The sequence below is a fragment of the Amycolatopsis taiwanensis DSM 45107 genome, assembly GCF_000519205.1.
Classification (GTDB): domain Bacteria; phylum Actinomycetota; class Actinomycetes; order Mycobacteriales; family Pseudonocardiaceae; genus Amycolatopsis_E; species Amycolatopsis_E taiwanensis.
This window is the reverse complement of the sequence record NZ_KI912599.1, coordinates 89,863-112,892: the sequence shown is the minus strand read 5'-3', so window position 1 is coordinate 112,892 and position 23,030 is coordinate 89,863. Positions and strand designations below refer to the sequence as shown.

Here is a 23,030-nt window from a genome sequence, read left to right as displayed (position 1 = left end):
ATGCTGTCGTTCCGGTTGGAGGATCTGAACCATGCTGCGATGGTAGAGCCGACCCGCCGGTCGCGGGGGTGGCTTCGGCACCTTGCTGCCGTATTCGGGAAGGAAGAACATGACACCTACCGGTCTGGTCCGGGTCACGGTCGCCACGCCGAGCCGGCGCATCGACCTGGAGCTACCCACCAATTCGCCGCTCGCCGAACTTCTGCCAAACCTTTTACAGGAAGGGGAACACGTCGCCGATCAAGGCGTGCTCACCGGCGGCTGGGAGGTGCGCCGCACCGACGGATCGGTGCTGCAGCCGGCCGACACGCTCGCGGCGCATCGGGTTGCCGAAGGGGAAATTCTGAGGCTGGCCCCGACCACCACCGGATTTCCCCGCCCGGTAAGGGAAAAATCGCCCAGCGGCTGGGGGCCCCGCCACACGCAGTGGGCCGGGCTCGCGGTGGGGACCGGGGCGATCCTGCTCTGCCTGCTCGCCGTCGTGTGGTCCGGACCGCCATGGCGAGGCCGGGCGTACTGGGCGCTCGGCCTGGCGGCGCTGGCCCTCGCGGTCGCCGTGGTGCTGACCCGCCGGCTCCGCGACACCGGGGCCGGCACCGGGTACGCCGCGGCCGCCCTGGCGTGCGCCTTCACCGGCGGTGGCCTGCTGTTCGCCGGTGACGGCCCGCTCTCCGCACTCGGCGCGCAACACCTGCTGTCCGCCGGGGCGGCAGTCGTACTTGTGGCCCTCACCGGCCTGGCCGCCTGGGCGGGGCGGATGGCGTTGCTCGTCGCGGCCACGGTCGGCGGCCTGCTCACCATGCTCGGGGCCGGACTGTGCGCCACCGGCGCGCTCTCCGCCCCCGGCGCCGCGGCGGTCGTCGCCGGGGCGGGGCTGGCGTTTTCTCCTTGGCTGGAACCGTGTTCGGACCGGCTGGCCAGGCTTGGCATCCCGGTGCCCCCGCCCGGTTTCCGGCGACCGCTCTCGGCCGGATACGCGACGGTGGTCCGCGCCGACGGCCTGCTCACCGGCATGACGGTCGCGATCGGCGTGGTCACGGTGCCCTGCCAGGTCGTACTTGCCCGCGGCGGCGACCTGGCCGGGCTGGTTCTGGCCGCCGTAGTGACCGCCGGGTTCGTCCTGCGGGCGCGGCGGCACCGCGGCGTCGCCCAGCGGGCCGCCCTGCTGATCGCCGCCGGGGCCGGCGCGGTCTGCCTGGTCGCGGACCCGGTGCTGGCACACCGGTCGGGCCCGCTCTTCGCCGCGGGCCCGGTCCTGGTGGCCCTCGCCGCGCTCGCCGCGCTGGCCGGCCAGTTGCTCAGCATGCGGCACCCGCGCCCCCGCCTTGGCGGCCGGGCCGATCTGCTCGACGTGATCGTCGTGGTCGCGGTCGTCCCGGCGGTGTGCGCGGCGATCGGGCTCTACGCCGCGAGTCCCACCTTCCCGTAGCGCGAGTCCCACACTCCCGGCGCGCGAGTCCCCCACTCCCGTAACGCGAGTCCCACCTTCCCGGCGCGCGAGTCCCACACTCCCGGCGTGCGAGTTCCTCATTCCCGTGGTGTCGGATCGGCCGCAGACCGTCCCGCAAGAAGGACGAGCCACGCGACGACACCGGGGGGAGCCGCCATTCTTAGCCCAAGACACCCGACGGACTCTGCCGCTCGCACTTGCCGACGCACCAGCAGCGACTATCCCCAGCAAACCGAAAAATGGTTGCACGGCGCGGAGAGGGATCAGATCCCTCCGAACAGCAGTCTTACCGCGCCGACCTCGCCGCTGCCCACAACCGCGCTTTCGGTTTCCACACCGACAATTGCGCACCGGACATCCTCGCCCTGAGCCAACCGAACCGTGCCCGCGACGGTCTGGTCCTGGAGATCGGTTGCGGCTCCGGCCTGCGCACCCGCCACCTGCTCGACGCCGACCACCGCGTGATCGCGTCGAGACCGCTGTTTCCATGCTGGACGTCGACCATCCCAAACTTCCGTTTGGCCACAGTCGTGGCTAGGTGTCGTGGCCGCGGGCGACGGTGACGAGGGGGAAGTATCGCTTGCTGCGTGGCCGGTAGATCAGCACGAGCGAAGTGGCGGAAAGCAGCACGGCGCAGATGTCCATGAGCGCGTAGATGGGCCCGTTCAGGTATGAGTCGCGGAAGCCGAGTACGCAATAGGGCAGGAGGAGAACGTAGGTCAACCCGAGCGTGACCACGACCAGGGTCCTCCCGGCCTTCCGGCCCTTGGCCACGCCGAAGGCGCCGAAGACGTAGAGGATCAGGGACAAGGCCACCAGGCCGGACTGCGGGTAGTAAAGATATCCGGCCAGCGGCGCCCACAGCACCGCGGCGGCGATCGACAGTAGGCGGGCCGTCAAGACTTCCCTGGGCCGCTGGGCTCGGATCTCCTCGACGCTGAGCATGAATGTCCTCCCCTGGCTTACCTGAAACGGATGAGGCTCCCTGGGTCGAACCACGCACGTAGGCGGGCACGGAGTCCTCGGCGCCCGAGTCCACGCCGGACGGTTCTCGTCGACGACCACGCCTGCGCGGCCATTCCGTCGGCGCCGCCGGTGCCGGACCAGAGTGCGACGTCGAGTTGGCGTGCCAGCGACATCAGTCCATCCACAACGGACCGATCCATAGTGGACTCGGTGACACGGGCGAGGTCGCGTGCGGTCGTACCCGGGGTGAACCGCACGCCGTGGGCCCGTAACAGGTCCCTGACCTCTTCCCAGGCCGCCACGACACCCCGCGTTCCCTTGCGGCGCTTGCGACGATGGGTCCGGATCGTTCTGGCCACCGGGATTCCCGCCACCGCCAGCACTGTGAGCGCGAGCAGGCCGGTCACGACCTGGCGTACCGGGAAGGTGATGCGGGGCGACCCGTTGTCAGGACCACCCGTCGGCAGCGGCGGATCCACGAGAGCCGGTGGGGGTGGCAGACCGACCCGTGCCTGCGCGGTGACCTCGGCCAGCCCCGGGGGTGCCTGGCCCGAGTCGCTCGCGGAGCCCGTCGGGTCCAACGGAACCCAGCCGACCCCGGCCACCGCGACCTCCGGCCATGCCAGGACATCACCGTTGCGCACCACGACGTGACCGTCGGCGGCCGGGGCGGGCGCGCGGAAGCCGACCGCGAGCCGGGCCGGGATGCCGACGATTCTCGCCAGGGCAACGTACGCCGCGGCGAACTGCTCACTGGTGCCCCGCTTGGTGGTGAGCAGGAAATCGCGCAACTGTGGCCAGCCGCTCCCGGTGGGTAGGTCGGCGCCGGTGGCCACCCGGTAGTTCTGGCTGAGGTAGCGCTCCAGCACCAGCGCGGCCTGGAACGACGGGCGCAGCCCGGCCGTGGCCGTGCGGGCCAGTTCGCTCACCCCGGGCGGGATCACGCCGAGGTCACCGGCGATGGCGGCGGACGGGTCGAGGGCGGCGCCCGCCAGCAGACCGGGATCCACGTCGGGCTCGTGCCAGGTCAGGTCGTAGGCCATCGGCCCGTCTCGGCCGGGTACGACCAGCATGCCGGACGCTGGGTCGACCAGCGGCTCAGCCCCGGTGACCGTGGCCGGCATGGCCTGGCTGGGCAGCCACGACTCGCCGGCACCAGCGGTGATCCGGGCGGAATGGACGGTGGTCGGCACGGTGACCGGGGCGGGGACGGCGAGCTCGGCGCCGAGCCGCTGGTAGCGGGCACCGGTCGACCAGCCGGCCCCGGTGAAGTCGTCGAGCACCACCAGCCGCCACCGGTCCACCCGATCCGGGGCGGTGTAGCTGAAGACGGGCACGTCCGGCCGCTCCAGGCGCGCGGCCACCTCGTCGAGCGGGTTGACCTCCGGTCCCGGCGGCACCGGCGCGAACTGGTTGTGGTGCAAGGAATACGCTGGTTGCCGCCCCTGGTCGACCGCGGTGACGGCGACCGCCGCGGCCACCCCGAGCACGACCGTCGGCGCGACCAGCAGCAGCGCTGTGCCGCTCCGGCGCGCGGTCCGCGTCGCGCGAGATGGAATGTCCGAAGTGGACGCCGACGACACGAGCACGCCCCCGGCTGCCGTCGCGTAGCCCAGTGCGACCGCGGTCGCCACCGGCCCCGTCAGGGCGGTGAACGCCTGGCTCAGGCCGAGTACCGCCAGGCTGGGCAACAGCGCCGTCCCCGGCCATCGCAGCAGCTCGATCCCCAGCACGGCCGCGAACAGCACCGCGAGCGGGACGAACAGCAGCAGTTGGGCGTCGGGTCGTACCGGCCAGGTCGACTGCAGGGTGAGCTGCCACGACTGGGTCACGCCGGACACGAGTGCCCGGATCGTCTGGCCGGTCGGCAGGCCGGACATCGTGGTGCCGCCCGCCTCGACCTCGGCCAGCGCGAGCAGGCCGGCCGCGAGTGCGAGCACCGGCCGCCACGGGCGGAGCCCGCGCAGCCGCGCGCACACCGCGGCCACGGCGAAGCAGACGACGAGCACGACCGCGATCGGCGGGACCAACGGCCACAGGCCGAACACCGGCGCGAACAGCAGGCCGGGCACGGCCGCGGCCAGCAGCACGCATCCCACGGCCAAACCGTGCTTCAGTTCCGGCCACCCGGTTTGTAAAGCGCTTACTGAACGAACCCCCTTCATCCGGCGATCACCGCATTCCACCGGTGAGCCGCGTCGGCGGCGTCCACTGCGGACAGCACCTTGGCGCCGGGCACCGCGAAGTTCCCCTTGGTCGTACCGAGAGCGAGCACGATCTGCTCCGGGTAGCGGGAGCGGACGGCCGCGAGCCCAGCATGGTCCACTTCGGACAGCCGGCCGCTGATCACCACCAGGGTGCCGCCTCCGCCCGTCAGCAGCGGCGCCGGTACCAGCGGCAGCCCGGGTCCGTCTGCCCGGTCGAGCAGGCACAGCTCGTCGAGCAGGCCGCGGACCACGGTCGTCCCGCCGCGCGTGGCGATGTCGGTGCCGCCGCAGGTGACCAACCGGCACCGGTGATCGGCCTTGGCCGCGGCGACGGCGAGCGAGGCGGCAAGGTCCACGGCCTCCTCGAAAGCAGGCGGGGCAAGGGATTCCGGCCGGTCGTCCAGCAACGCGGTGAATCGCGGCTGGTACGGGTCGGCGTAGTCACGGACCATGAGCCGGCCGGTCCTGGCCGTGGCCTTCCAGTGCAGGTGCCGGACCTCGTCGCCGACGACGTACTCCCGGACCTCACGCACGTCCAGCGAGCCCCGTGGTGACGCCTCGGTGGCCTGCCCCTCGTGGTGGTGCCGCGCATGGCCGCCGGCGATCGCGTTCACCGGGTAGATACGCGGGTGCACCCACAGCGTCGCGGTGTCCCCTGTGGACAGTCGGCGGCGCCCGAGCTTCAGCGCGTCCGCCCGGTCCAGGGTGAGCGGGCCGACCTGGTGCCGGCCGCGACCACCGGTCGGCAGCTCGTAGTGGTACACGGCTTCCGCGCCCGGCGCGAGCGGTCGCACCGCCACCGACTGAAAACCGGCACCCACCGCGTCACCGGCGGTGAAACCGGGTTGCCGCCGGGCGCCGGGATTCCGCACGCGCAGCCGGGCGACGGCGGGGCGGCCCCGCTCGACCCGGTCCGGGTACAGGTCCCGCACCACCGCGACCCGGGGACGCCGGGCCGTGACGGCCACCGCCGCGATCACCGCGCCCGCCGCCGCCCCGGCCGTGGCGAGAAAGAGCGGGTAACCGGCCCACTGGCCGATTCCGAAGAGGACGATCGCGGCCACCAGCACGGCGGCGCCGCGGCGGGTGAGGCGCATGCTCAGACTCCCGCCGAGTTCGTCGAGGGCACCGGGATTGCGGCGAGCACCTCGTCCACGATGTCGGCGGGACGGCGCTGGTTCAGCTCGGCGTCCGAGGTGAGGATCAGCCGGTGTTCGAGCACCGGGTGCGCCACCTCCTTGATGTCGTCGGGGGTGACGAAGCCGCGGCCATAGGTGGCGGCCACCGCCTGCGCCGCCCGCACCAGTGCGATGCTGCCGCGCGGGCTGGCGCCGTACCGCAACGCGGCGTGTTTTCGGGTGGCCGCGGCCAGGTTCGCGGCGTACTCACAGATGGCGCGGTCGATGTGGGCCGCGCGCACCTGCGCCACGGCGGCTTGCAGGGTCGGGATGTCGACCACCGGCGACAGCTCGTCCGGGTTGATCCCGGCGCAGTCGCTCATGATCACCATGACCTCCGACGCGAGATCCGGGTAACCGAAGCGCAGCCGCATCAGGAAGCGGTCGAGCTGGGCCTCGGGCAGCCGGTAGGTGCCCTCCATCTCGATCGGGTTCTGGGTGGCGATCACCAGGAACGGCCGGGGCACCTCGTGCCGCACCGAGTCCACGGTGACCGTCCGCTCGGCCATGACCTCCAGCAGCGCCGACTGGGTCTTGGGCGTGCCCCGGTTGATCTCGTCGGCAAGCACGATGTTGGCGAAGACCCCACCGGGGTGGAACGCGAACTTCTCGTCGCGCTGGTGGTAGACCTGCACGCCGGTGACGTCCCCGGGAAGCAGGTCCGGAGTGAACTGGATCCGGTGCCAGCTCCCGTCGATGCTGCGTGCGAGGCAGCGGGCGAGCGTGGTCTTGCCCAGCCCCGGCACGTCCTCGACCAGCAGGTGCCCCTCGGCGAGCAGCGCGGCGATCGCCAGCCGCACCACCTGGGACTTGCCGCGCACCACGGTCTGCACGTTCGCCGCGATCCGCTCGTAGACCTCGCCTGCCGAAATCTGGTTCACCCTCACTCCCAAGTAATCCGGTTGGAGCCGACCGTGCCGCTGGACGTGGTGACCGTGACCCACACGGTCTCGCCGGACACGTCGTAGTCGCCGTTGTTGTGCGTCGCGTTGCCGTTCGCGTCCGTGGTTTCCCGCTCCCGCCAGACGCTGTTGTTGCTGGAGGAATGCAGGACGATCGTGTACGTCGTGTTCGGCGCGAAGCCCTTCATCGTCACGTTGACCGCGTGACAGTCGGGGGCCTTGCAGTTGTCCGACGTCATTCGCCCCCCCTCGCTGATCGTGATGGTCGGCGTGCCCTTGGGGATGACCGCCGGCGAGGAGGCGCCCGGGCCGGTGCCCATCGCGTTGATCGCCGTGACCGTGAACACGTAGCGCGTGCCGTTGGTCAGGCCGGTGATCTTGGCACTGCGCGACCCGCCGCCGGCCGTCGTCGACCCGCCCGGCCACGACACCCGGTAGGACGTGATCGGTGACCGGTTGTCCGGCGCCGCGCCCCAGGTGACGGTCGCCGAGGAGTCCCCGGCGGTCGCCGAAACCGAGGACGGCGCGCCCGGCGGGCTCGCCGGCACCGGCGGAGGCTTCTGCACGGGGGGAGGCTTCTGTGCGGGCGGAGGATTCTGCGGGCCCGGAGTTCTCGTTGACGTGGGCGGCCGTTGGGTGGTGGGCCGGTTGCCCGGCCGCGGCCCGGCCGGCTGGTCGCTGCGCTGCTCGCCGGCCTGGGTGGCGCCGGGGTCGGGCACCTGGCCGGACGCGGTCGGGGCGGTCGCCGGTTTGCCCGCCACCGCCACATCGGAAACCGTGCCGTCCCGGTCCACGATGAGCACGTGCGTGCCGGCGGCATCCTCGACGTAGGCCCGGCCGTCCTCGCCGCGGCTGAGCCGGGGAGAACCGCTCTCGTGCGGAACCGGCTTGCTGTCCTTCTGCATGCCGTCGGCCCCGAAGGTCAGCAGCGTGCCGGTCTTCCGGTCCACGAGGGCCACCGCGGAACCGGTCGACACGGGACGGTCGTAGTCGCCGTCGGGCAGTGTCACGGTCACCGGCTTCGCGGTCGCGTCCTTCGCGTCGGCCAGGACCAGGCGCCGGGCCACCGGGTCGAGGATCGCCACCCGCCCGGCCACGTCGTTGGCCGCCGGGCGCGACGCGGGCGAAACGGAGACGCCGATCGGCACCGCGGCGCCGAGCCGGTCCCCGTCGATCGAGTTCACCGTGCTCGTGGTCAGGTCGAGCAGGGCGGGCCGGTCCCCGACCACGGTCAGCGCGCCGGTGTGGTCCTTCGGCGCGACCACCGGGCACGACGAGATACGGTCCGCGCCCGGGGAAAGCCGGCAGACCAGCCCGACCCCGACCCGGTAGAGCCACAACGTACCGTCCGAAGTAGACACCGGGTCGCCGACGGCGCCGCCCGTGGACAGCGTCGCCGGAGGTTCACCGAGCCGCACGACCTTGCCCGCGGCGCGGTACACCAGATACGGCCCACCGGGGACCTCGAGGCCGGCCGGTACCTCGTCCGCCGGGGGCGCGGTGGACTGCTCCACGGACAGCGTCGACTTGCCGAACTCGGTGATCCGGGAGCTGCCGACGACGAAGCCACTGGTTTCCCCCTGCACCACCTGGCTTCCGGGATCGCCGGGCACCGCGGCCTCGGCGTCGATGTTCGCGGTCGCGCCGTCGATGTGAAATGCCACCTGCAGCACCGAGTTGTAGACCCAGTGCCCGACCAGCGCGAACCGCGTGCCCACCACGGGTGAGGCGGCCCCGGTGATGGTGGCGACCAGCGCCGCCACACACACGAACACGAACAGCGCGAGCGGGCCTCGTCGGCGCCGGCGTCCGCGCTTCTCCACCTTGGCCGAGGTGGCGACGAGGCGCCGTCCCCCTACCCGCGCAGTTTCGTGATCCACGGCGGCGAAGCTAGCGCGCCCTTTGCGGGACCGGTCCCACTTTGACCACAAAAGGTCATCAGGAGGGAAAGACCAGCTCGAAAATCGCGCCGCCTTCGTCGGCGTTGTAGATGTCGAGCGTGCCGCCGTGCACCTGCGCCACCCAGCGCACAATGGACAATCCGAGCCCGGTCGAGCCGCTGCCGGTGCGGAACCGGTCCATCAGGCCCTCCGCGATCGCCGGGTCGACGCCGGGACCGTGGTCGGCCACGGTCACCCGGCCACCCGCGACCGTGATGTGCACGATGGCCTGCTGGCTGGGCTGCCGCCCGTGATGCAGCGCGTTGTCCAGCAGGTTCCCGACCGCTCGCTGGACCAGCGACGGGTCCACCCGCACCCGCGACGGGGCCGCTGTCACCGTGACGCTGGCGCCATCGGCCGGGGTGTCGGCGACCACCGCGGTAACGAGTTGGTCCAACCACACCGACTGGATCGCCAGGTCGTCCATGCCGGCGGCGAGGCGGGCCCGGACGAGCTGGCTCTCGATGATGGTGCCCATCCGGGCGGCCAGCCCGACCGTGCGGGGCAACAGTTCGGCCTGCTGATCGGGGTTGCCCAGCGCCGTCTCGGCCAGGGCACGCAGCGCCGCGACGGGGTTGCGCAGGTCGTGCGCGGTCTCGTCCAGGAGGTTCTGCTGCTGCTCCAGCGCGTCGGCCGCGGGCCTGATCGCGCGGGTGGACAGCCGGTGCCCCGCCAGCGCGACCGCGCCGACCAGCACCACGCAGCCGCCCATCACCAACAGCACGTAGCGTGCGTGCGCCACCTGCGCCGGCCCGGCGTCGCTCACCGCGACGATCGCGCCGATGTACTGGCCCGAGGGGTTTCGGAACGGCTCGGCCCGGACCCGGGCCACCACTCCCCCACCGACGTCGACGTCGCCGTACTGCACCCGGCCCTTCTGCGCCGCGTCATACGCGAGACCGCCCAGCACGGCCGGGTCGGCTCGCACGCAATCACGGGAACTGTAATAGCTGGGAAAGCTCCCGGAACCGCCTTGCAGGACCGCGAACTGCGGGCACTGGTCATTGATCTCGTCCCTCCCGACGAACGCGGTGACCAGGGCGCCGTTGGCCGGGTCGAACTCGATCAGCCGGACGACCGTCGAGGTCACCCTGCTGTTGTCGCCGTCCAGCTGCTGCTCCGTCTGTTTGCCGTCCGCCTGGATGGCCAGCCACGCGAAGAACACCAGCCCGGCTGCGTTCATCGCGGTGAACATCCCGGTGAGCACGAGCCGCAGGCGACGCAGCCGCTCCGCCGCAGGACGGGGCTTCACGCGACGCTCAGCCGGTACCCGGCGCCACGGACGCCGTGCAACAGGTTCGGCTCGCGCAGCTTGCGGCGCAGCCGTGTGACCACGGCATCGACCACATTGGACATCGGGTCGGCCTCCTCGTCCCAGCAGTGCTCGATCAGCTCCGTGCGCGACACCACCTGCTCCGGCCGGATCAGCAGGTACTCCCGCACCGCGAACTCCCTACCCGGCAAGGTGAGCAGGACACCGCCACGGCGGCCTCCTCACGCGCGCAACCCAGCACCATGTCCGCGTACCGCAGGAGCGACGGGCGGCGCGTCGCCCGCCGGCACAATACCCTTACCCGGGCCCGGCACCGCCATCGCGAAGGACTTGACCAAATAGTCGTCGCCACGGTGGGCGAAGCCGGTGACCCGGGCGGCCACGGTGTCGCGCGCGGTCAGGACCAGCACCGGTACGCCGTAGCCGGCGATTCTTCGTTTTTGCACGAACGTGATCGCGTGATCGTCCGAAAGCATGCGATCGACCACGAGATACGAGAATTCCGCGCGCGCGCTCGCCGCGGTCACCGCGATGTCCGCCGCCCCCAGCTCGGCGCACAGCGCGGTCCGCAGGTCCTCGTCGTATTCCACCATCAGCACTGACATTTCCGTGCCATCCGGATCTGTTGTCATCGCATCCTCATGTTCGGGGTGATCGTATGCGGTAAGCGGCGGCCATATGCCCGGTTGACCGGAACCGGCCACCGCACCAATTTGGCGGAGGTGAACTGTGGACACTCGTGAACGGCCCCGGCCCCGCAGGCTCGTGGTCGCCGCGGCCGTCCGGCCGGTCGCGGTGCCCGTACCGCCACCTGCCCCGGCCGCTCCCGGGCCGGCCGCTCCCGTGCCGGCGGCGGCCGGCCCGGGGCAGTCGGCCGGGCCGGGCCGGGTCCTGTGCTGGCAGGTCGCGACAGTGCTGGTCACGATCGCTTCACGCCAGCCGTTGCCAGTGTCCGCGGTTCTCGTGGCCGCGGCGGCGGCACTGGTGGTCTCGACCGTGGTCCGGCGCCGGGGCGTCAGGCTCTATCAGATCGCCGCGGGGCGATGCCGGTTCGCCGTCCGCAAACGGCGGCGCTGGCTGCCCGCACGCGGCGACAAGTCGCGCGTCCTGCTCGGCCTGCTGCTCCCCGGGTCGGCCGCCGGTGACACCGACACCGGCCAGGGTCCGGTCGCGACCATCAGCCATCCCGCCGGCCTGACCGCGATCATCCGGCCACGGGCCGTCGGTACCGCCCCGATCTCGTCGTTCCCCGCCCCGGTGGCGCTGCTGCGCGGCCTGCCGGCCGGCGTCGGCGTGCAGCTGGTGTTCCATTCCGGCGCCCGGTCGGAGGGAAGCGTGCGCATCTGGCTCGCGGTGCACGCCGGACGCAACCTCGAAACCCCGTCTGACGACGAGCTAATTCCGTTGCTGCACAACGGATTGCGCCGCGTCCGGCGCTCGCTGGACAAGGCCGGCGTGCCGACCGGACTCCTGCCCGTGGACACCGGGCTCGCGGCCGTCACCGCGCTCGCCCACGTCGGCCAGGGACGCGACGAGATCCGCGAAGCCTGGCGTTTCTGGCGGACGGGAACCGTTTCGCAGGCATGTTTCTCCCTGCGCGGAGGTGACGAATCGGATCTGCACCGCCTGGCCGATGGGCTGCTCAGCCACACCCCGGGCGTCGCGGTCACGGTGACGCTCTCCGCGCGGGGCGGTTCCACCGACGCGCTCCTGCGCTTCGCGGCCACCACCGAAGCGGCGGTCGACGCTGCCGCGGACCGTGCCGCGCGGCTGTTTTCCGCCACCGATATCCAGTTCAGGCGGTTGGACGGCATCCACCGTCGCGCTGTCGCCGCTTCCCTTCCCATCGGAGGTTTCCTGTGTCGACCAGCCTGATGACCCGGCCTCACCAATCCCTGCCCGCCGTGCCCGGTACCGCGGCCGACCCACTGCTGGCCACCGCGCGCTCCGAGGTCCTGGTGGCGACCACTCCGACGACGGCGTCCCCGAACCCGTTCGGCATCGCCCGGCCGGTGCACCACCAGAACCTGCGGCGCGGCGTGCGTTATCGCGTCCTCGTCCCGGAATCCGCGCGAATGGCACCTTCGCTCGGCTCCCGCCTGAGCAAGCTGGCGCTGGCCGGGGCGGCCGTGCGCACGCTGCCCGAGGTCCCGACCGACACCTTGGTCGTGGACCGGACCACGGCGGTGTACCGCGCCGACCGCCCGGGCGCCGGTATCGCACCCTTCCGGCATCCCGGGGTGGTGGCCGCCGCCGTCGAGATGTTCGAACGGCTGTGGTTCACCAGCGCTCCCCTGCTCCCGGACACCACGGAACTCGCTGCCAGGGAACGGGAACTGCTGTCCCTGCTGGCCGCGGGTCGTACCGACGCGGCCGCGGCCGAGGCGCTCGGGATCTCGGTCCGGACGGTCCGCCGCCTGGTCGCGGGCATAATGGATCGGCTCGGCGCGCGCAGCCGGTTCATGGCCGGCGTGAAGGCCGCGCACCACGGCTGGCTGGCTGCGGCGGGACCGGTCTTCAACACCGCACGAGAGCGAGTCAGCTAGGGAGTTGTTGCAAAGGGCGCGTGATCGGGTTTGGGTAGCCAGACCACGCTCTAGCCCGTAACGATGGCGATTATCACTGCCGTCACTCCGGCCAGACCGAATGCTGCCAGGCCGGCGGCCCAGATCAGGTAGGAGCGGAGATGGATGACCCGGCGCCGGGAATATCCGATTGAACGGGCTCGAGCGGCCCCCGAGGTGAACAGTTCGGTCCAACCGTGTTCACGCTCGATCCGCTGGAGCAGGATCGAGTCCAGCACCTCGTTCTTCCGAAGTCGCAGGAGGAGTTGGACGGACATCAGCGAGATCATGAACGATAGCAGGCCGCCCACGATCGAGGCCGGTTTCGAGGACTGCGCCCCGTAAGCCAGGGACAGCAGGAAGGACTGCGCGGTGAGAGACAGTGCCGGGACCTGCCACATTGTGGTGTCGAACGATTGCCGACGAGCCGCCAGGACCTGGTACTGAGTCAGCGTCGCCGGCGAGGCCGGTGCAAGCTCTTGCGCTTGGCTGTTCTCGTCGGGAGCGGCTTCCGAGTCGATGTTGCCCATCGGGGCAGCATCCCATGCGACACCGTGCCATGCGGGTTCGCGCTGCATGCAGGTGATGTTCCGACCGGATGCTGCCCTCCGGGGACGCCCTACGTCTGCGCCCGGCACGGGGACGGATCGACGGTGCCCGTGCTGTTCCTGACCGCCCGCAACACGGCTTCGGCTACGGCGTGTCCCCGACTCAGGCACCCGAGTTCCCGACTCAGGCACCCGAGTTCCCGACTCAGGCACCCGAGTTCTGGCTTGGGGAAGGTCCAACCGCCCGATCTTCGGCCTGCCGACGGTTAAAGGACTCCCGGCCTGCAGGTGAGCCAATGGCCGAGTTGATTGCCCATCTGGACAACCTCCGCTGTGGACAGACAGCTGCTGGCACTCTCCGCCCGAACCGGGAACTCAGACGCCCGAGCCGGGGACACAAGTGCCTGAACCGGGCACTCGGGTGCCTGGAGCCGGAACTCGGGTGCCCGGAGCCGGAACTCGGGTGACTGAACCGGGAACTCGGGTGACTGGACCGGGGACACGGGTTTATGGCTAGCGGTAGTAATCGGCGAGGGCGGTGAATGCGGCCTTGGGTTCCCAGGGCATGCCGGGGTAGGTGTCTCCGTGCCGGTCCTCGAGGACCTTGACGATGCCGTAGCTGGCGAGGTCCAGGTCTTCGCGCGGGTCGCCGCCGGGGCGATGCGGGTAGTCATACAACGCGAAGGTGAACACAAAGGCGCCGTCGATGCCTCCAGCCTCAAATGCCTCCAGCAGTTCGCGCAGATACGCGGCCTGGCCGGCTTCGTCGCGGGCATACTCACCGCCCAACCGAACGGGTGCACGAGTGTCCTTGTCGTACTCCACGATCTCCAGGCCGCGCGCGCCCTGCTCGCCCGCGCCGCGATAGGTGGCGGAACCGAACTCGGTGATCGCGACCGGCTTCCCCTGCGCGACGAGGGTATGAACACCGTCGGCGAATCGGTCGGCGATCTCGGCCGACCGGTAGAGATCCACGGACATGATGTCGAAGGGTGCCCAGTCGACGCGCTCAAGCGGTACGGAGGCGTAGGTCACCTTGCCGCCGAAGCGCTCGCGGACGAGCGCCACGGCCTTGCCGAGGAATTCGTTGACACGTGGGCCGACCTCACCGATGTGCTCGCGCACGCGGTGTGGCTGGCTCAGCAAGGCGACCCGGTCATCCGTGCTGTCGCCGGGCAGGAATCCCTTGTTCATCAGGCTCAACTCGGCGCCGGTGACGAAAACGACCTCGGCACCCCGCTGCCTGACCCGCTCCGCGCGTTCGGCGCAGTCGGCGAACAGCGACAGCATTTCATCGGTGGTCAACTCCAGCGGATAGGGCGAGAACCAGACCTCCAAGCCGAGATCGGCGGCGTGGGTCGCGGCGAGCTCCAGCCGTTCCGGATCACCACCCATGATGCGAACCGCGGTGCAGTGCAGATCATCCCGGATGATGCGCAGTTCGCGTTCGACGACCGCCGCGTCGAAGTGCTGGTGGCCGATCAATCCGTTGTAGACGAAGCCGGTGTCGTAGCTGATGCCTTTGGCCCGCATGTGTCGAGTCGCCTTTCCATCGAGACCCCAATTACGGTACCGACCGTACCCTAACGCGGACATAGCACTGAGCCATGCCCCTTCGATGAAGGTACGATGAGTGCCGGTTACGGAAAGACCTGGTGGCGGAGGGTCCAGTGAAACAGCCAGGCGCCGGGCAGACTCGGCGACGCGGCGCTGCCCTGGAGGAGGCGATCCTGCGCGCCACGGTGGACGAACTCACCGAGTCCGGGTACGCCGGGCTGACCATGGACAAGGTGGCCACCCGCGCAGGCACCAACAAGAACGCCATCTACCGCCGCTGGCCGAACCGCCTCGCACTCGGCATCGCCGCCTATCGGCAACTCGCCACGACGGTCGACCTCCCGGACACTGGCAGCCTGCGCGGTGACGCCCTCGAGTTGCTCCGCCGGGCGAACCGCCACTGGAGTTCCCCGCTCGGCACGATCCTGCGCGAGCTGATGGCAGCCGCCGGCGGTGCGACGGAATTCCTGGCGCAGTTGCCAGAACAGGCCGACGCCGCAGCCGCCCCCTGGCTGACGATCCTGGGACGCGCGGTCGCGCGCGGCGAAGCCTCTCCCGAAGCGCTCCATCCCCGGGTCGCCACCGTCGCCATTGTCTTGCTGCGCAACGAATTCGTCGTCCGCGGAGTCCCGACTGCACCTGACGACGTGCTCGTCGAGATCCTCGACGAGGTGTACCTGCCGCTGGTGAAGCTTCGGGCGCGCGGCCGCGGGGCGTAGCCGTATCTTATAACTTGAACTCGGCGGCGGGGTGGTCCGCCGGCGACGACAGGGAGGCCAGGTGAGTGACACCGAAGCGCCGATGAGCAAGGCGGACTACGTCTATCACCGGCTGTCCAGGGAGATCCGGAACGCGGAGATCCCCGGCGGCACGCCGCTGCGTGCGACGGCGGTGGCCGAGCGCCTCGGCGTGTCGATCACACCGGTGCGCGAGGCGTTCCGGCGGCTGGAGCGGGACCGGCTCATCAGCTACGAGCGGCATCACGGGGCCACCGTGATCGACCTCAGCGACGAGGCACTGCTCGAGTTCTACCAGGTCCGTGCGGCCGTGGAGGGTCTCGGCGCGCGGCTCGCGGCCGCGGTGATCACCCGTGCCGAGCTCGACCAGCTGTGGCGGCTGCACGAATCAATGGTCGACAACGAACGCAAAGGCCGGCACGAACTGCTGGGCGAGCAGAGCCGCCGACTGCATTTGACCATCACCGACATCGGCGGACCGGCGTTCCTCGGCGCGCATGTCCGCTCGCTGCACGACAGCTATCCGGTGCCGGAGGGGGCGTCCCTGTGGCTCGACCCGGACGCGGCGAAGAACCATCTCGCCGCACACGAACAGCTCTGCCGCGCGCTGCAAGTAGGCGACGGGCACACCGCGGAACGGATCATGGTCGAGCACATCGAGTTCAGCGGTGGCTACCGGCTGGGGCGGCGCGGGCCCGCGTGAGCCCGCGCCGCCTGTTCACGAACGCGCTCAGGGCGACGGCGCCGCCGGTACTTCTCAGGAAGGGTTCTGCCCGGCCAGTTCCAGGACCCGTTGTGCCTTGATCACGATCGGGGCGTCGACGAAACGACCGTCCGGCAGCAGGGCGGCGCCGTTGGCCCCGGCCTGCTCGGCGGCCAGCACGATCTCCCGCGCGCGGGCGACCTCTTCGTCGGTGGGCCGGAAAGCACGCCGGATGGCCGGGATCTGCCGGGGGTGGATCGCGGCCATGCCCCGCATGCCGAGCGTGCGCCCGTGCTCGCAGGCGCGCAGCAGGCCCGTTTCGTCGGCCACATTGGCGTACACCGACATCGCCACCGGCGGCAGGCCGGCCGACGCGGCCGCGATCACGGCCTGCATGCGCAGGTAGTCCAATGCGGACTCGCCGGTCACCGACAGTTCGGCCATCAGGTCCTGTTCACCGAGCGCGAGCCCGCTCGCCCGGGGGTGGCCCGCGATCGCACCGATGGCCGCGAGCCCGCGCGCCGATTCCACCAGCGCGTAAGCGCCGACCGCCGGGTCCGGCACGAGCCGCGCGAACACATCCAGTGTCTCCGGACTCTCCACTTTGGGCAGACGAACCGATCGCAGCCCCGGCAGGCCCGCGATCGCGGCCAGGTCGGCCTGCCCGCGCTCGGTGGCCAAATCGTTGATCCGCACCTGAATTTCGGGGCCGTCGCCCGGGGATGGCCGGCTGAGAAAATCGACCACGTTCGCGCGGGCTTCGTCCTTTTTGGCCGCGCTGACCGCGTCCTCGAGGTCGATGATCACCGCGTCGGCGCCGGCGGCCAGTGCCTTGGCGAACCGTTCGGGGCGGTCGCCGGGCACGTAGAGCCATACCAGGGGCGGGATCACGCGATCACCCCCGAGCGGCGCAGTTCGGCGAGTTCGTCCGTGCCATAGCCGAGTTCGGTGAGCACTTCGTCGGTGTGCCGGCCAAGAGGCGGGCCGCCCCAGCGCACCGCGCCGGGGGTCTCGGACATCCGGAAAAGCACGTTCTGCACGGTCACGCTGCCCAGTTCCTCGTCCGGCAGGTCCACAAAGGTCTGCAGCGCCTCGTACTGCGGGTCCTGCACGATATCGGACGCGTCGTAGATCGGGGCGATCGCCGCCTGCGCCTGCTCGAACGCGGCGATCACCTCGTCCGCGTCGCGTTCGGCGATCCACTTTGCCACCGCTTCGTCCAGCTCCTCGACGTGCGCAACGCGGCCCTGTCCGGTGGCGAACCACGGCTCGTCGATCACGTCCGGGCGGCCGACCAGGCGCATGACCCGCTCGGCGACGGCCTGCGCGCTCGTGGAGATCGCCAGCCAGCGGCCGTCCCGGCTGCGGTAGATGTTGCGGGGCGCGTTGCTGTTGGAGCGGTTTCCGGTGCGCGGCGGCAGCACACCCAGTGCGCGGTAGGCGGTGACCTGCGGGCCGAGCAGCCCCAGCAACGGCTCGATGATGGCCATGTCGATGACTTGGCCGCGGCCGGTCTGCTCACGCGCACGCAACGCGACCATGATCGCGTAGGCCATGGCCAGGCCGGCGACGCCGTCCGCGAGGGCGAGTGGAGGAAGGGTCGGCGGGCCGTCGGGCTCGCCGGTCACCGCGGCGAACCCGCTCATCGATTCGGCGAGAGTGCCGAAGCCGGGGCGCGCCGCCATCGGGCCGAACTGCCCGAATCCGGTCATCCTGGCGATGATCAGCCGTGGGTTGCGCTGGTGCAGCACCTCGGGTCCCAGGCCCCAGCGCTCGAGGGTGCCGGGCCGGAAGTTCTCGACCAGCACGTCCGAGGTGTCCAGCAGCCGGCGGATCACCTCCTGCCCCGCTGCGCTGGACAGATCGACGGCGGTCGTGCGTTTGTTGCGCGACAGGTATTTCCACCACAGCCCGACGCCGTCGGCCGCGGGGCCGTGCCCGCGCGAGGGATCGCCCCGCTTCGGGTGCTCGACCTTGATCACATCGGCCCCGAAATCCCCGAGCATCGACGCCGCCGATGGCCCGGCGAACAGGGTGGCCGTGTCGACGACCCGGATATCCGACAAGGATGACATGCGGTGAGTTCTATATAACTTATGAGCATCTCGTCAAGTGGCCGTGACCGCTCAAGCTGGTCACAAGGCGGCTTCGCGCCGAATTCATGTGGGGATACAGCAAGTTACTGTCCGCTCGGTCACACCTTCAGCGCTTCGACGGATCGCGTATCGAGACGAGAGGTTATAAGATTCAATCAGATCGGCAACACAGTGTCCCGAAGCAGCAACACACCGTCCTGAATCGGGCATTCACAGGCCTGAAACGGGAACTCAGCGGCCTGAAGCGGGGACACGGCGGCCTGCAACGGGAACTCAGCGGCCTGAAGCGGGGACACGGCGGCCTGCAACGGGAACTCAGTGACCTGGAGCAGGGACACGGCGGCCTGAAACGGGAACACGGCGCACTGGAGCGGGGACACGGCAGCCTGGAGCGGGGACACGGCGCACTGGAGCGGGGACACGGCAGCCTGGAGCGGGGACACGGCAGCCTGGAGCGGGGGCGGGGTGGAGGGTTACGGGAGGCGGCAGCGGCGGTTGGCGATCACGGCTTGGCCGAGGCTGACGCCGCCGTCGTTGGTGGGCACGCGAGAGTGCGTGAGCACCCGGAAACCCTTACCCTCCAACGCTTCCACGGCACGGTCCAGCAGCAGGACGTTCTGGAACACCCCGCCTGAGAGCGCGACGGTGCCGACGCCGGTCAGGTCGCGGAGGCGCACGCAAGTATGCCGGATCAGCTCGGCCATGCCGTTGTGGAACCGCGCGGCGATCACCGGCGCGGGCACGCCCGCACGCAGGTCCTCGACGACCTGGGCGACCAGATCGACCGACTCCTCCGCCCGGTAGGCGCCCGGCTCCACGGGATCGGCCAGTTGCTCCAGTTCGATCGCGGCCTGGCCCTCGTAGTTGACCACGTCCCGGACGCCCAGCAGCGCGGACACCGCGTCGAAGAGCCGGCCGGCGCTGGAGGTCAGCGGCGAGTTCACCCCACGGCGGGCCATCGCCACCACCGACGCCCAGTCCGGCTCGTGCCGCCGGAACACCGCCAGGCCATCAGCATCTTCCACATAGGCCGCCGCCATCCGCCACGGGTGCCTGATCGCCGCCGCACCACCGGGCATCGGCACCGGGGTCAGCTGCGCGAGCCGCTCGAACCCGGCGAAGTCGGCGAGCAGGAACTCGCCACCCCAGATCGTGCCGTCGGGGCCGTAGCCCGTGCCGTCGAAGGCCACGCCGAGCACCGGCCCGTCCTCGCCGTTGTCCGCCAGGCACGAGGCGATGTGGGCATGATGGTGCTGCACCCCGACAAGCTCCACTCCGGTCAGGTCGAGAGCGTACTTTGTGGACAGATACTCGGGATGCAGGTCGTGCGCGACCACATCGGGCTTGATGTCGAAGAGCCGGCTGAAGTGCTCGATCCCTTCGGTGAACGAGCGCAGCGTCTCGAAGTTCTCCAGGTCCCCGATGTGGTGCGAGAGAACCGCGTGGTCGTCCTTGACCAGGCAGAACGTGTTCTTCAACTCGGCCCCGCAGGCGAGCACGTGGCGGGCGAACTTTCCGCCGAGGGCGACCGGCTCCGGCACGTAGCCGCGTGACCGGCGCTGCAGTTGCGTCCGGCCGCGGAACGCCCGGACCACGGAGTCGTCGGTGCGGATATGGATTTCGCGGTCGTGCCACAGGAACGCGTCGGCGATGCCGGACAGCCGCCGCCGGGCATCGTCGTCACGATGGACGATGGGCTCGTCGGAAACGTTGGCGCTGGTGAGCACCACCGGCCCGCCGAACTCTTCGAGCAGCAGATGATGCAGCGGCGTATACGGCAGCATCACGCCGAGTCGTTTGTTGCCCGGCGCGACCGAGGGCGCGACGAGCCGTCGGCTCGGCAAGAGCACGATCGGCCGAGCGCGCTCGGTGAGCAACCGCTCCGCGGCATCGTCCACTTCGCACAGCTTTCGGGCCGTGGCGAGGCCGGGCACCATCACGGCGAACGGCTTGTCCTCGCGGTGTTTTCGGCTCCGCAGCTTGCCGGTGGCGGCCTCGTCGCTCGCATCGACGGCGAGGTGGTAGCCACCGAGCCCCTTGATCGCAACGACCGCACCCTGCCGCAAAAGCTCCACAGTGGACGAAATGGGGTCGCCGGGGTGCCCGTCGAGACGCAACCGCGGCCCGCAGGCGGGACAGCACACCGGCTGCGCGTGGAACCGGCGATCCGCCGGATCGTGGTACTCGCGCGCGCAGTCGGCACACATCGCGAAGGGCGCCATCGTGGTCATCGGACGGTCATAGGGCACGGATCGCACGATGGTGAACCGTGGGCCGCAGTTGGTGCAGTTCACGAACGGGTAGCGGTAGCGCCGGTCGGCCGGGTCGTGCAGCTCGCGCAGGCAGTCCGCGCAGGTCGCGCTGTCGGCCGCGACCAGTGTGTTGGCGCCGGCGCCGTCCGGGCTCGCCATGATCCGGAATCCCGTCGTGCCCTGGGTTTCGAGCTCACGACTGGACACCTGGCCGACCGTCGCGAGTGGAGGCGCCTGCTCCCGGACAGCGGCGAGGAACTCCGAGACCGCGGCCCGCTCGCCTTCGATCTCGGCGAACACCCCGGTGCTGTCGTTCCCCACGTGCCCGGACAGGTCCAGCCGCGCGGCGAGCGCGTGCACGAAAGGCCGGAACCCGACGCCCTGCACGACACCGGTGATCCGCACCGCCAGCCGAACTCGATCACTCACCCGGAAAGTCTGTGTCGCCGTACCGGCCGGCCGGAACATCACCAGCGGGTGAGAGCGATCAATGGCGCAGGGCGTCGATCAGGTTGTCCGAGGTCAGCGGTGGCACGGAGATGGGATGTGCGGCGCCGGCGCGCAGGCCGTCCAGGAAGAAGGCCAGGCACCGGCGCCACGCCTGTGGGGCGATGTCGATCGATTCCCGGATCACCTGGGACATCGCCCAGATCAGGGTGGCCAGGTCGGCCGACTGGAAGTCGGCGCGCAGCTGCCCGCTGCGCCTGGCCCGGTCGATGATCTGCTCGACGTGCTGCATGCCGCGGTGGCAGGCCACGGCAACCTCGGGGCTGAGCGGGAATCGTTGCGCGAGTGCGTCGTTGAGCCCACGATCCTTGGCCTGCAACGCGAACAGTCCCTCCAGGTAACCGGCGAACCCCTGCCAGGGGTCGGCGTCGGCCAGTGCCGCGGCGGCGATCCGGTCGAGCTCCGCCAGCCGCTCGGGAAAGATCGCGTCGAAGAACGCCTCCCGCGTCGGAAAGTGCGCGTAGAGCGTGCCGATGCTGACCCCGGCCCGGCGGGCGATGTGTTCCAACGGCGCGTCGAGACCGCGCTCGCCGAACACCTGGGTGGCGGCGACGAGCAGCTTGTCCCGGTTGCGGGCGGCATCCGCCCGCAACGACTTGGGTCTGGCGGCCATGTGGCCATCCTACAAGTCGAGGGCACCCTCGAGCTTGTGATATCTTTTGGTCATCAATTCGAGGCGACCCTCGACTTACTGCCCTGGAGGCGTCACGATGTCCGCACCAATGCGTCCCACCGCCGTCGTCCTCGGCGTCGGCCCCGGGCTCGGCATGTCCATCGCCCACCGCTTCGGCCGTGCGGGCCACGCCGTCGCGGTGATCTCACGGAGTGGCGCCCGGCACGCCGGGTACCTGGCCGAACTGGCCGAGGCCGGTGTCACCGCCGAGTCGTTCGTCGCCGACGTCTACGACAAGGACCAGGTCCTGGCCATCCTGGACAAGATCGAGGAACGGTTCGGGAGCATCGATCTGCTGTACTACGGACCGGCCGACCAGGGCTTGCTGCCGAAACCGATCACCGAGATCTCCTCCGCGGACGTCGCACAGGCCATGACCTGGGTCTACCCGGCGATCGACGTGGTGGGCCGGGTCCTGCCCGGCATGCTCGCCCGCGGAGCCGGCGGCCTGCTGTTCGCCGGCGGAGTCAGCGCCGTCCGGCCCATGCCGGCCCTGGGCTCCCTCGCCGTCGCGTCCGCGGCGCTGCGCAACTACGCCCTGACTCTCAACGCGGCACTGGCCGGCAAGGGCATCTACGCCGGCGCCCTGACCATCGGTGGGCTCATCGAACGCGGCGATATCCACCAAATGGTCACATCGCAACCCGCGCGGTTCGGCGATGTCGGAGCCAACTCGCTCAACCCCGACGACATCGCCGACACCGCATGGCAGATGTATTCAACCCGCGACCGCGCGGAAACGACCTTCAGCGCCTTCGAGTAATTTTTCGCCCGCTCAGCGGTGGGCCGCGAGGAAGACCCGGACGGCTTCCTTCGCGATCCGTTCGTATTCCTCCGCGCGGGGTTCCTCACCTGGATGGAACAGGGCCCTGTCCTGAGGGATCGCCAACACCAGGTAGGCGAACGTGTTGGCGGCCAGGGCCGGGTCCGCGACTTGCAACAGGCCACGTTCGGCGTAGGCCCGCAGCTCTGCGGCGAGAATTTGGACGGCCCGCACCGGGGCTTTTTCGTAGTAGTAACGCGCCAGCTCGGGGAACCGGTCGGCTTCGGCGATCACCAGCCTGCGCAGTCGCAGCACCTGCGGTTGCAGCACCGCGCTCAGGTAGCGCACGGCCAGTTCCGTGAGCACGCGCTCGAGGTCGTCGCCGGTTTTGGCGTCGGCGGCGCGAAGTACCACGCCCAACTCGTCGAGGACATCTTCGGATCTGTCGGCGACGCCCCGGATGATCTCGGTGAACAACTGTTCCTTGTCGGCGAAGTTCTTGTACACCGTCTGCTTCGACACCGCGGCCCGCGCCGCGACCTCGTCCATGCTGGTGCCCTGATAGCCGTTGCGCAGGAACAGCGCGGTCGCCTCTTCGATGATCGCCCGGCGCTTCCGGGCGGAGCGGCCGCCCTCCGACTGGACTTCGGTGACGCCCCGGACGGGCGTGCTCTTCTGTTCCATGAACCGGATAGTACTAGACGGATCAGTACT

22 protein-coding genes are annotated in these 23,030 nt (G+C 70.4%); 6 read left to right on the top strand and 16 right to left on the bottom strand.

Features of this window, described 5'->3' with window-relative positions; genetic code table 11:
* Positions 1 to 109 precede the first annotated feature (109 nt).
* Positions 110 to 1,429 carry a type VII secretion integral membrane protein EccD gene (gene eccD / locus A3CU_RS0138095; RefSeq protein ID WP_027946664.1) on the top strand — a complete coding sequence of 440 codons (1,320 nt, stop codon included), beginning with the start codon at positions 110 to 112 and terminating at the stop codon, positions 1,427 to 1,429.
* 284 nt (positions 1,430 to 1,713) lie between these two features.
* On the opposite strand, the gene A3CU_RS0138090 is transcribed toward eccD, so the two are convergent.
* The 9 genes from A3CU_RS0138090 to A3CU_RS55480 form a co-directional block, all read right to left on the bottom strand.
* Positions 1,714 to 1,908: a hypothetical protein gene (locus A3CU_RS0138090; RefSeq protein WP_027946663.1), complete on the bottom strand. Its 195-nt coding sequence runs from the start codon at positions 1,906 to 1,908 to the stop codon at positions 1,714 to 1,716.
* A gap of 76 nt (positions 1,909 to 1,984) precedes the next feature.
* A complete protein-coding gene (locus tag A3CU_RS0138085; RefSeq protein WP_027946662.1) occupies positions 1,985 to 2,395 on the bottom strand; it encodes a hypothetical protein in 411 nt (136 codons plus the stop codon).
* A 17-nt stretch (positions 2,396 to 2,412) separates the two neighbouring features.
* Entirely contained in the window at positions 2,413 to 4,515 is a 2,103-nt protein-coding gene (locus A3CU_RS0138080) for a transglutaminase TgpA family protein (protein ID WP_156960766.1), read from the bottom strand.
* A gap of 62 nt (positions 4,516 to 4,577) precedes the next feature.
* The gene (locus tag A3CU_RS0138075; RefSeq protein ID WP_027946660.1) at positions 4,578 to 5,720 is read right to left on the bottom strand and encodes a DUF58 domain-containing protein; all 1,143 of its coding nucleotides are present in this window, start codon (positions 5,718 to 5,720) and stop codon (positions 4,578 to 4,580) included.
* Between the two features lie 2 nt (positions 5,721 to 5,722).
* Positions 5,723 to 6,682 carry an AAA family ATPase gene (locus A3CU_RS0138070; protein WP_027946659.1) on the bottom strand — a complete coding sequence of 320 codons (960 nt, stop codon included), beginning with the start codon at positions 6,680 to 6,682 and terminating at the stop codon, positions 5,723 to 5,725.
* A gap of 2 nt (positions 6,683 to 6,684) precedes the next feature.
* Positions 6,685 to 8,583, bottom strand: coding sequence for a fibronectin type III domain-containing protein (locus tag A3CU_RS55305; protein WP_156960765.1), 1,899 nt, complete (start codon positions 8,581 to 8,583; stop codon positions 6,685 to 6,687).
* Positions 8,584 to 8,641: 58 nt separating this feature from the next.
* Positions 8,642 to 9,895 (bottom strand): sensor histidine kinase, encoded by a 1,254-nt coding sequence (locus A3CU_RS0138060; RefSeq protein ID WP_027946658.1) that lies wholly within the window; start codon positions 9,893 to 9,895, stop codon positions 8,642 to 8,644.
* A complete protein-coding gene (locus A3CU_RS55485; RefSeq protein WP_342668957.1) occupies positions 9,892 to 10,086 on the bottom strand; it encodes a winged helix-turn-helix domain-containing protein in 195 nt (64 codons plus the stop codon). Before A3CU_RS55485 ends, A3CU_RS0138060 begins: the two co-directional genes overlap by 4 nt.
* Positions 10,087 to 10,137: 51 nt before the next feature.
* Entirely contained in the window at positions 10,138 to 10,620 is a 483-nt protein-coding gene (locus A3CU_RS55480) for a response regulator transcription factor family protein (RefSeq protein WP_342668956.1), read from the bottom strand.
* Between the two features lie 25 nt (positions 10,621 to 10,645).
* On the opposite strand from A3CU_RS55480, the gene A3CU_RS0138050 reads away from it, so the two are divergent.
* Together A3CU_RS0138050 and A3CU_RS48680 are read left to right on the top strand one after the other, a co-directional pair.
* Positions 10,646 to 11,791 (top strand): hypothetical protein, encoded by a 1,146-nt coding sequence (locus tag A3CU_RS0138050; protein ID WP_156960764.1) that lies wholly within the window; start codon positions 10,646 to 10,648, stop codon positions 11,789 to 11,791.
* Positions 11,776 to 12,462 carry a LuxR C-terminal-related transcriptional regulator gene (locus tag A3CU_RS48680; protein WP_052372859.1) on the top strand — a complete coding sequence of 229 codons (687 nt, stop codon included), beginning with the start codon at positions 11,776 to 11,778 and terminating at the stop codon, positions 12,460 to 12,462. Before A3CU_RS0138050 ends, A3CU_RS48680 begins: the two co-directional genes overlap by 16 nt.
* Positions 12,463 to 12,512: 50 nt before the next feature.
* On the opposite strand, the gene A3CU_RS0138040 is transcribed toward A3CU_RS48680, so the two are convergent.
* The gene (locus A3CU_RS0138040; protein WP_156960763.1) at positions 12,513 to 13,058 is read right to left on the bottom strand and encodes a hypothetical protein; all 546 of its coding nucleotides are present in this window, start codon (positions 13,056 to 13,058) and stop codon (positions 12,513 to 12,515) included.
* Positions 13,059 to 13,541: 483 nt separating this feature from the next.
* A complete protein-coding gene (locus tag A3CU_RS0138035; RefSeq protein ID WP_027946655.1) occupies positions 13,542 to 14,561 on the bottom strand; it encodes a glycoside hydrolase family 113 protein in 1,020 nt (339 codons plus the stop codon).
* 137 nt (positions 14,562 to 14,698) lie between these two features.
* On the opposite strand from A3CU_RS0138035, the gene A3CU_RS0138030 reads away from it, so the two are divergent.
* Entirely contained in the window at positions 14,699 to 15,304 is a 606-nt protein-coding gene (locus A3CU_RS0138030; RefSeq protein WP_027946654.1) for a TetR/AcrR family transcriptional regulator, read from the top strand.
* Positions 15,305 to 15,365: 61 nt separating this feature from the next.
* Positions 15,366 to 16,025, top strand: coding sequence for a GntR family transcriptional regulator (locus A3CU_RS0138025; protein WP_211246617.1), 660 nt, complete (start codon positions 15,366 to 15,368; stop codon positions 16,023 to 16,025).
* A 54-nt stretch (positions 16,026 to 16,079) separates the two neighbouring features.
* Here the strand turns inward: A3CU_RS0138025 and A3CU_RS0138020 are convergent, their stop codons facing one another.
* The 4 genes from A3CU_RS0138020 to A3CU_RS0138000 form a co-directional block, all read right to left on the bottom strand.
* Positions 16,080 to 16,916 carry an HpcH/HpaI aldolase/citrate lyase family protein gene (locus A3CU_RS0138020; protein WP_027946652.1) on the bottom strand — a complete coding sequence of 279 codons (837 nt, stop codon included), beginning with the start codon at positions 16,914 to 16,916 and terminating at the stop codon, positions 16,080 to 16,082.
* Positions 16,913 to 18,100, bottom strand: a complete 1,188-nt coding sequence (locus tag A3CU_RS0138015) for a CaiB/BaiF CoA transferase family protein (protein ID WP_027946651.1) — start codon at positions 18,098 to 18,100, stop codon at positions 16,913 to 16,915. Before A3CU_RS0138015 ends, A3CU_RS0138020 begins: the two co-directional genes overlap by 4 nt.
* Before the next feature lie 494 nt (positions 18,101 to 18,594).
* Positions 18,595 to 20,802 carry a carbamoyltransferase HypF gene (gene hypF / locus A3CU_RS0138005; RefSeq protein ID WP_245617512.1) on the bottom strand — a complete coding sequence of 736 codons (2,208 nt, stop codon included), beginning with the start codon at positions 20,800 to 20,802 and terminating at the stop codon, positions 18,595 to 18,597.
* A 58-nt stretch (positions 20,803 to 20,860) separates the two neighbouring features.
* Entirely contained in the window at positions 20,861 to 21,493 is a 633-nt protein-coding gene (locus tag A3CU_RS0138000; protein WP_027946648.1) for a TetR/AcrR family transcriptional regulator, read from the bottom strand.
* Between the two features lie 97 nt (positions 21,494 to 21,590).
* Between A3CU_RS0138000 and A3CU_RS0137995 the strand changes: the two genes are divergently transcribed.
* Positions 21,591 to 22,316 (top strand): SDR family NAD(P)-dependent oxidoreductase, encoded by a 726-nt coding sequence (locus A3CU_RS0137995; protein WP_027946647.1) that lies wholly within the window; start codon positions 21,591 to 21,593, stop codon positions 22,314 to 22,316.
* Positions 22,317 to 22,328: 12 nt separating this feature from the next.
* On the opposite strand, the gene A3CU_RS0137990 is transcribed toward A3CU_RS0137995, so the two are convergent.
* Positions 22,329 to 23,000, bottom strand: a complete 672-nt coding sequence (locus tag A3CU_RS0137990; protein WP_027946646.1) for a TetR/AcrR family transcriptional regulator — start codon at positions 22,998 to 23,000, stop codon at positions 22,329 to 22,331.
* Between the last annotated feature and the right edge of the window lie 30 nt (positions 23,001 to 23,030).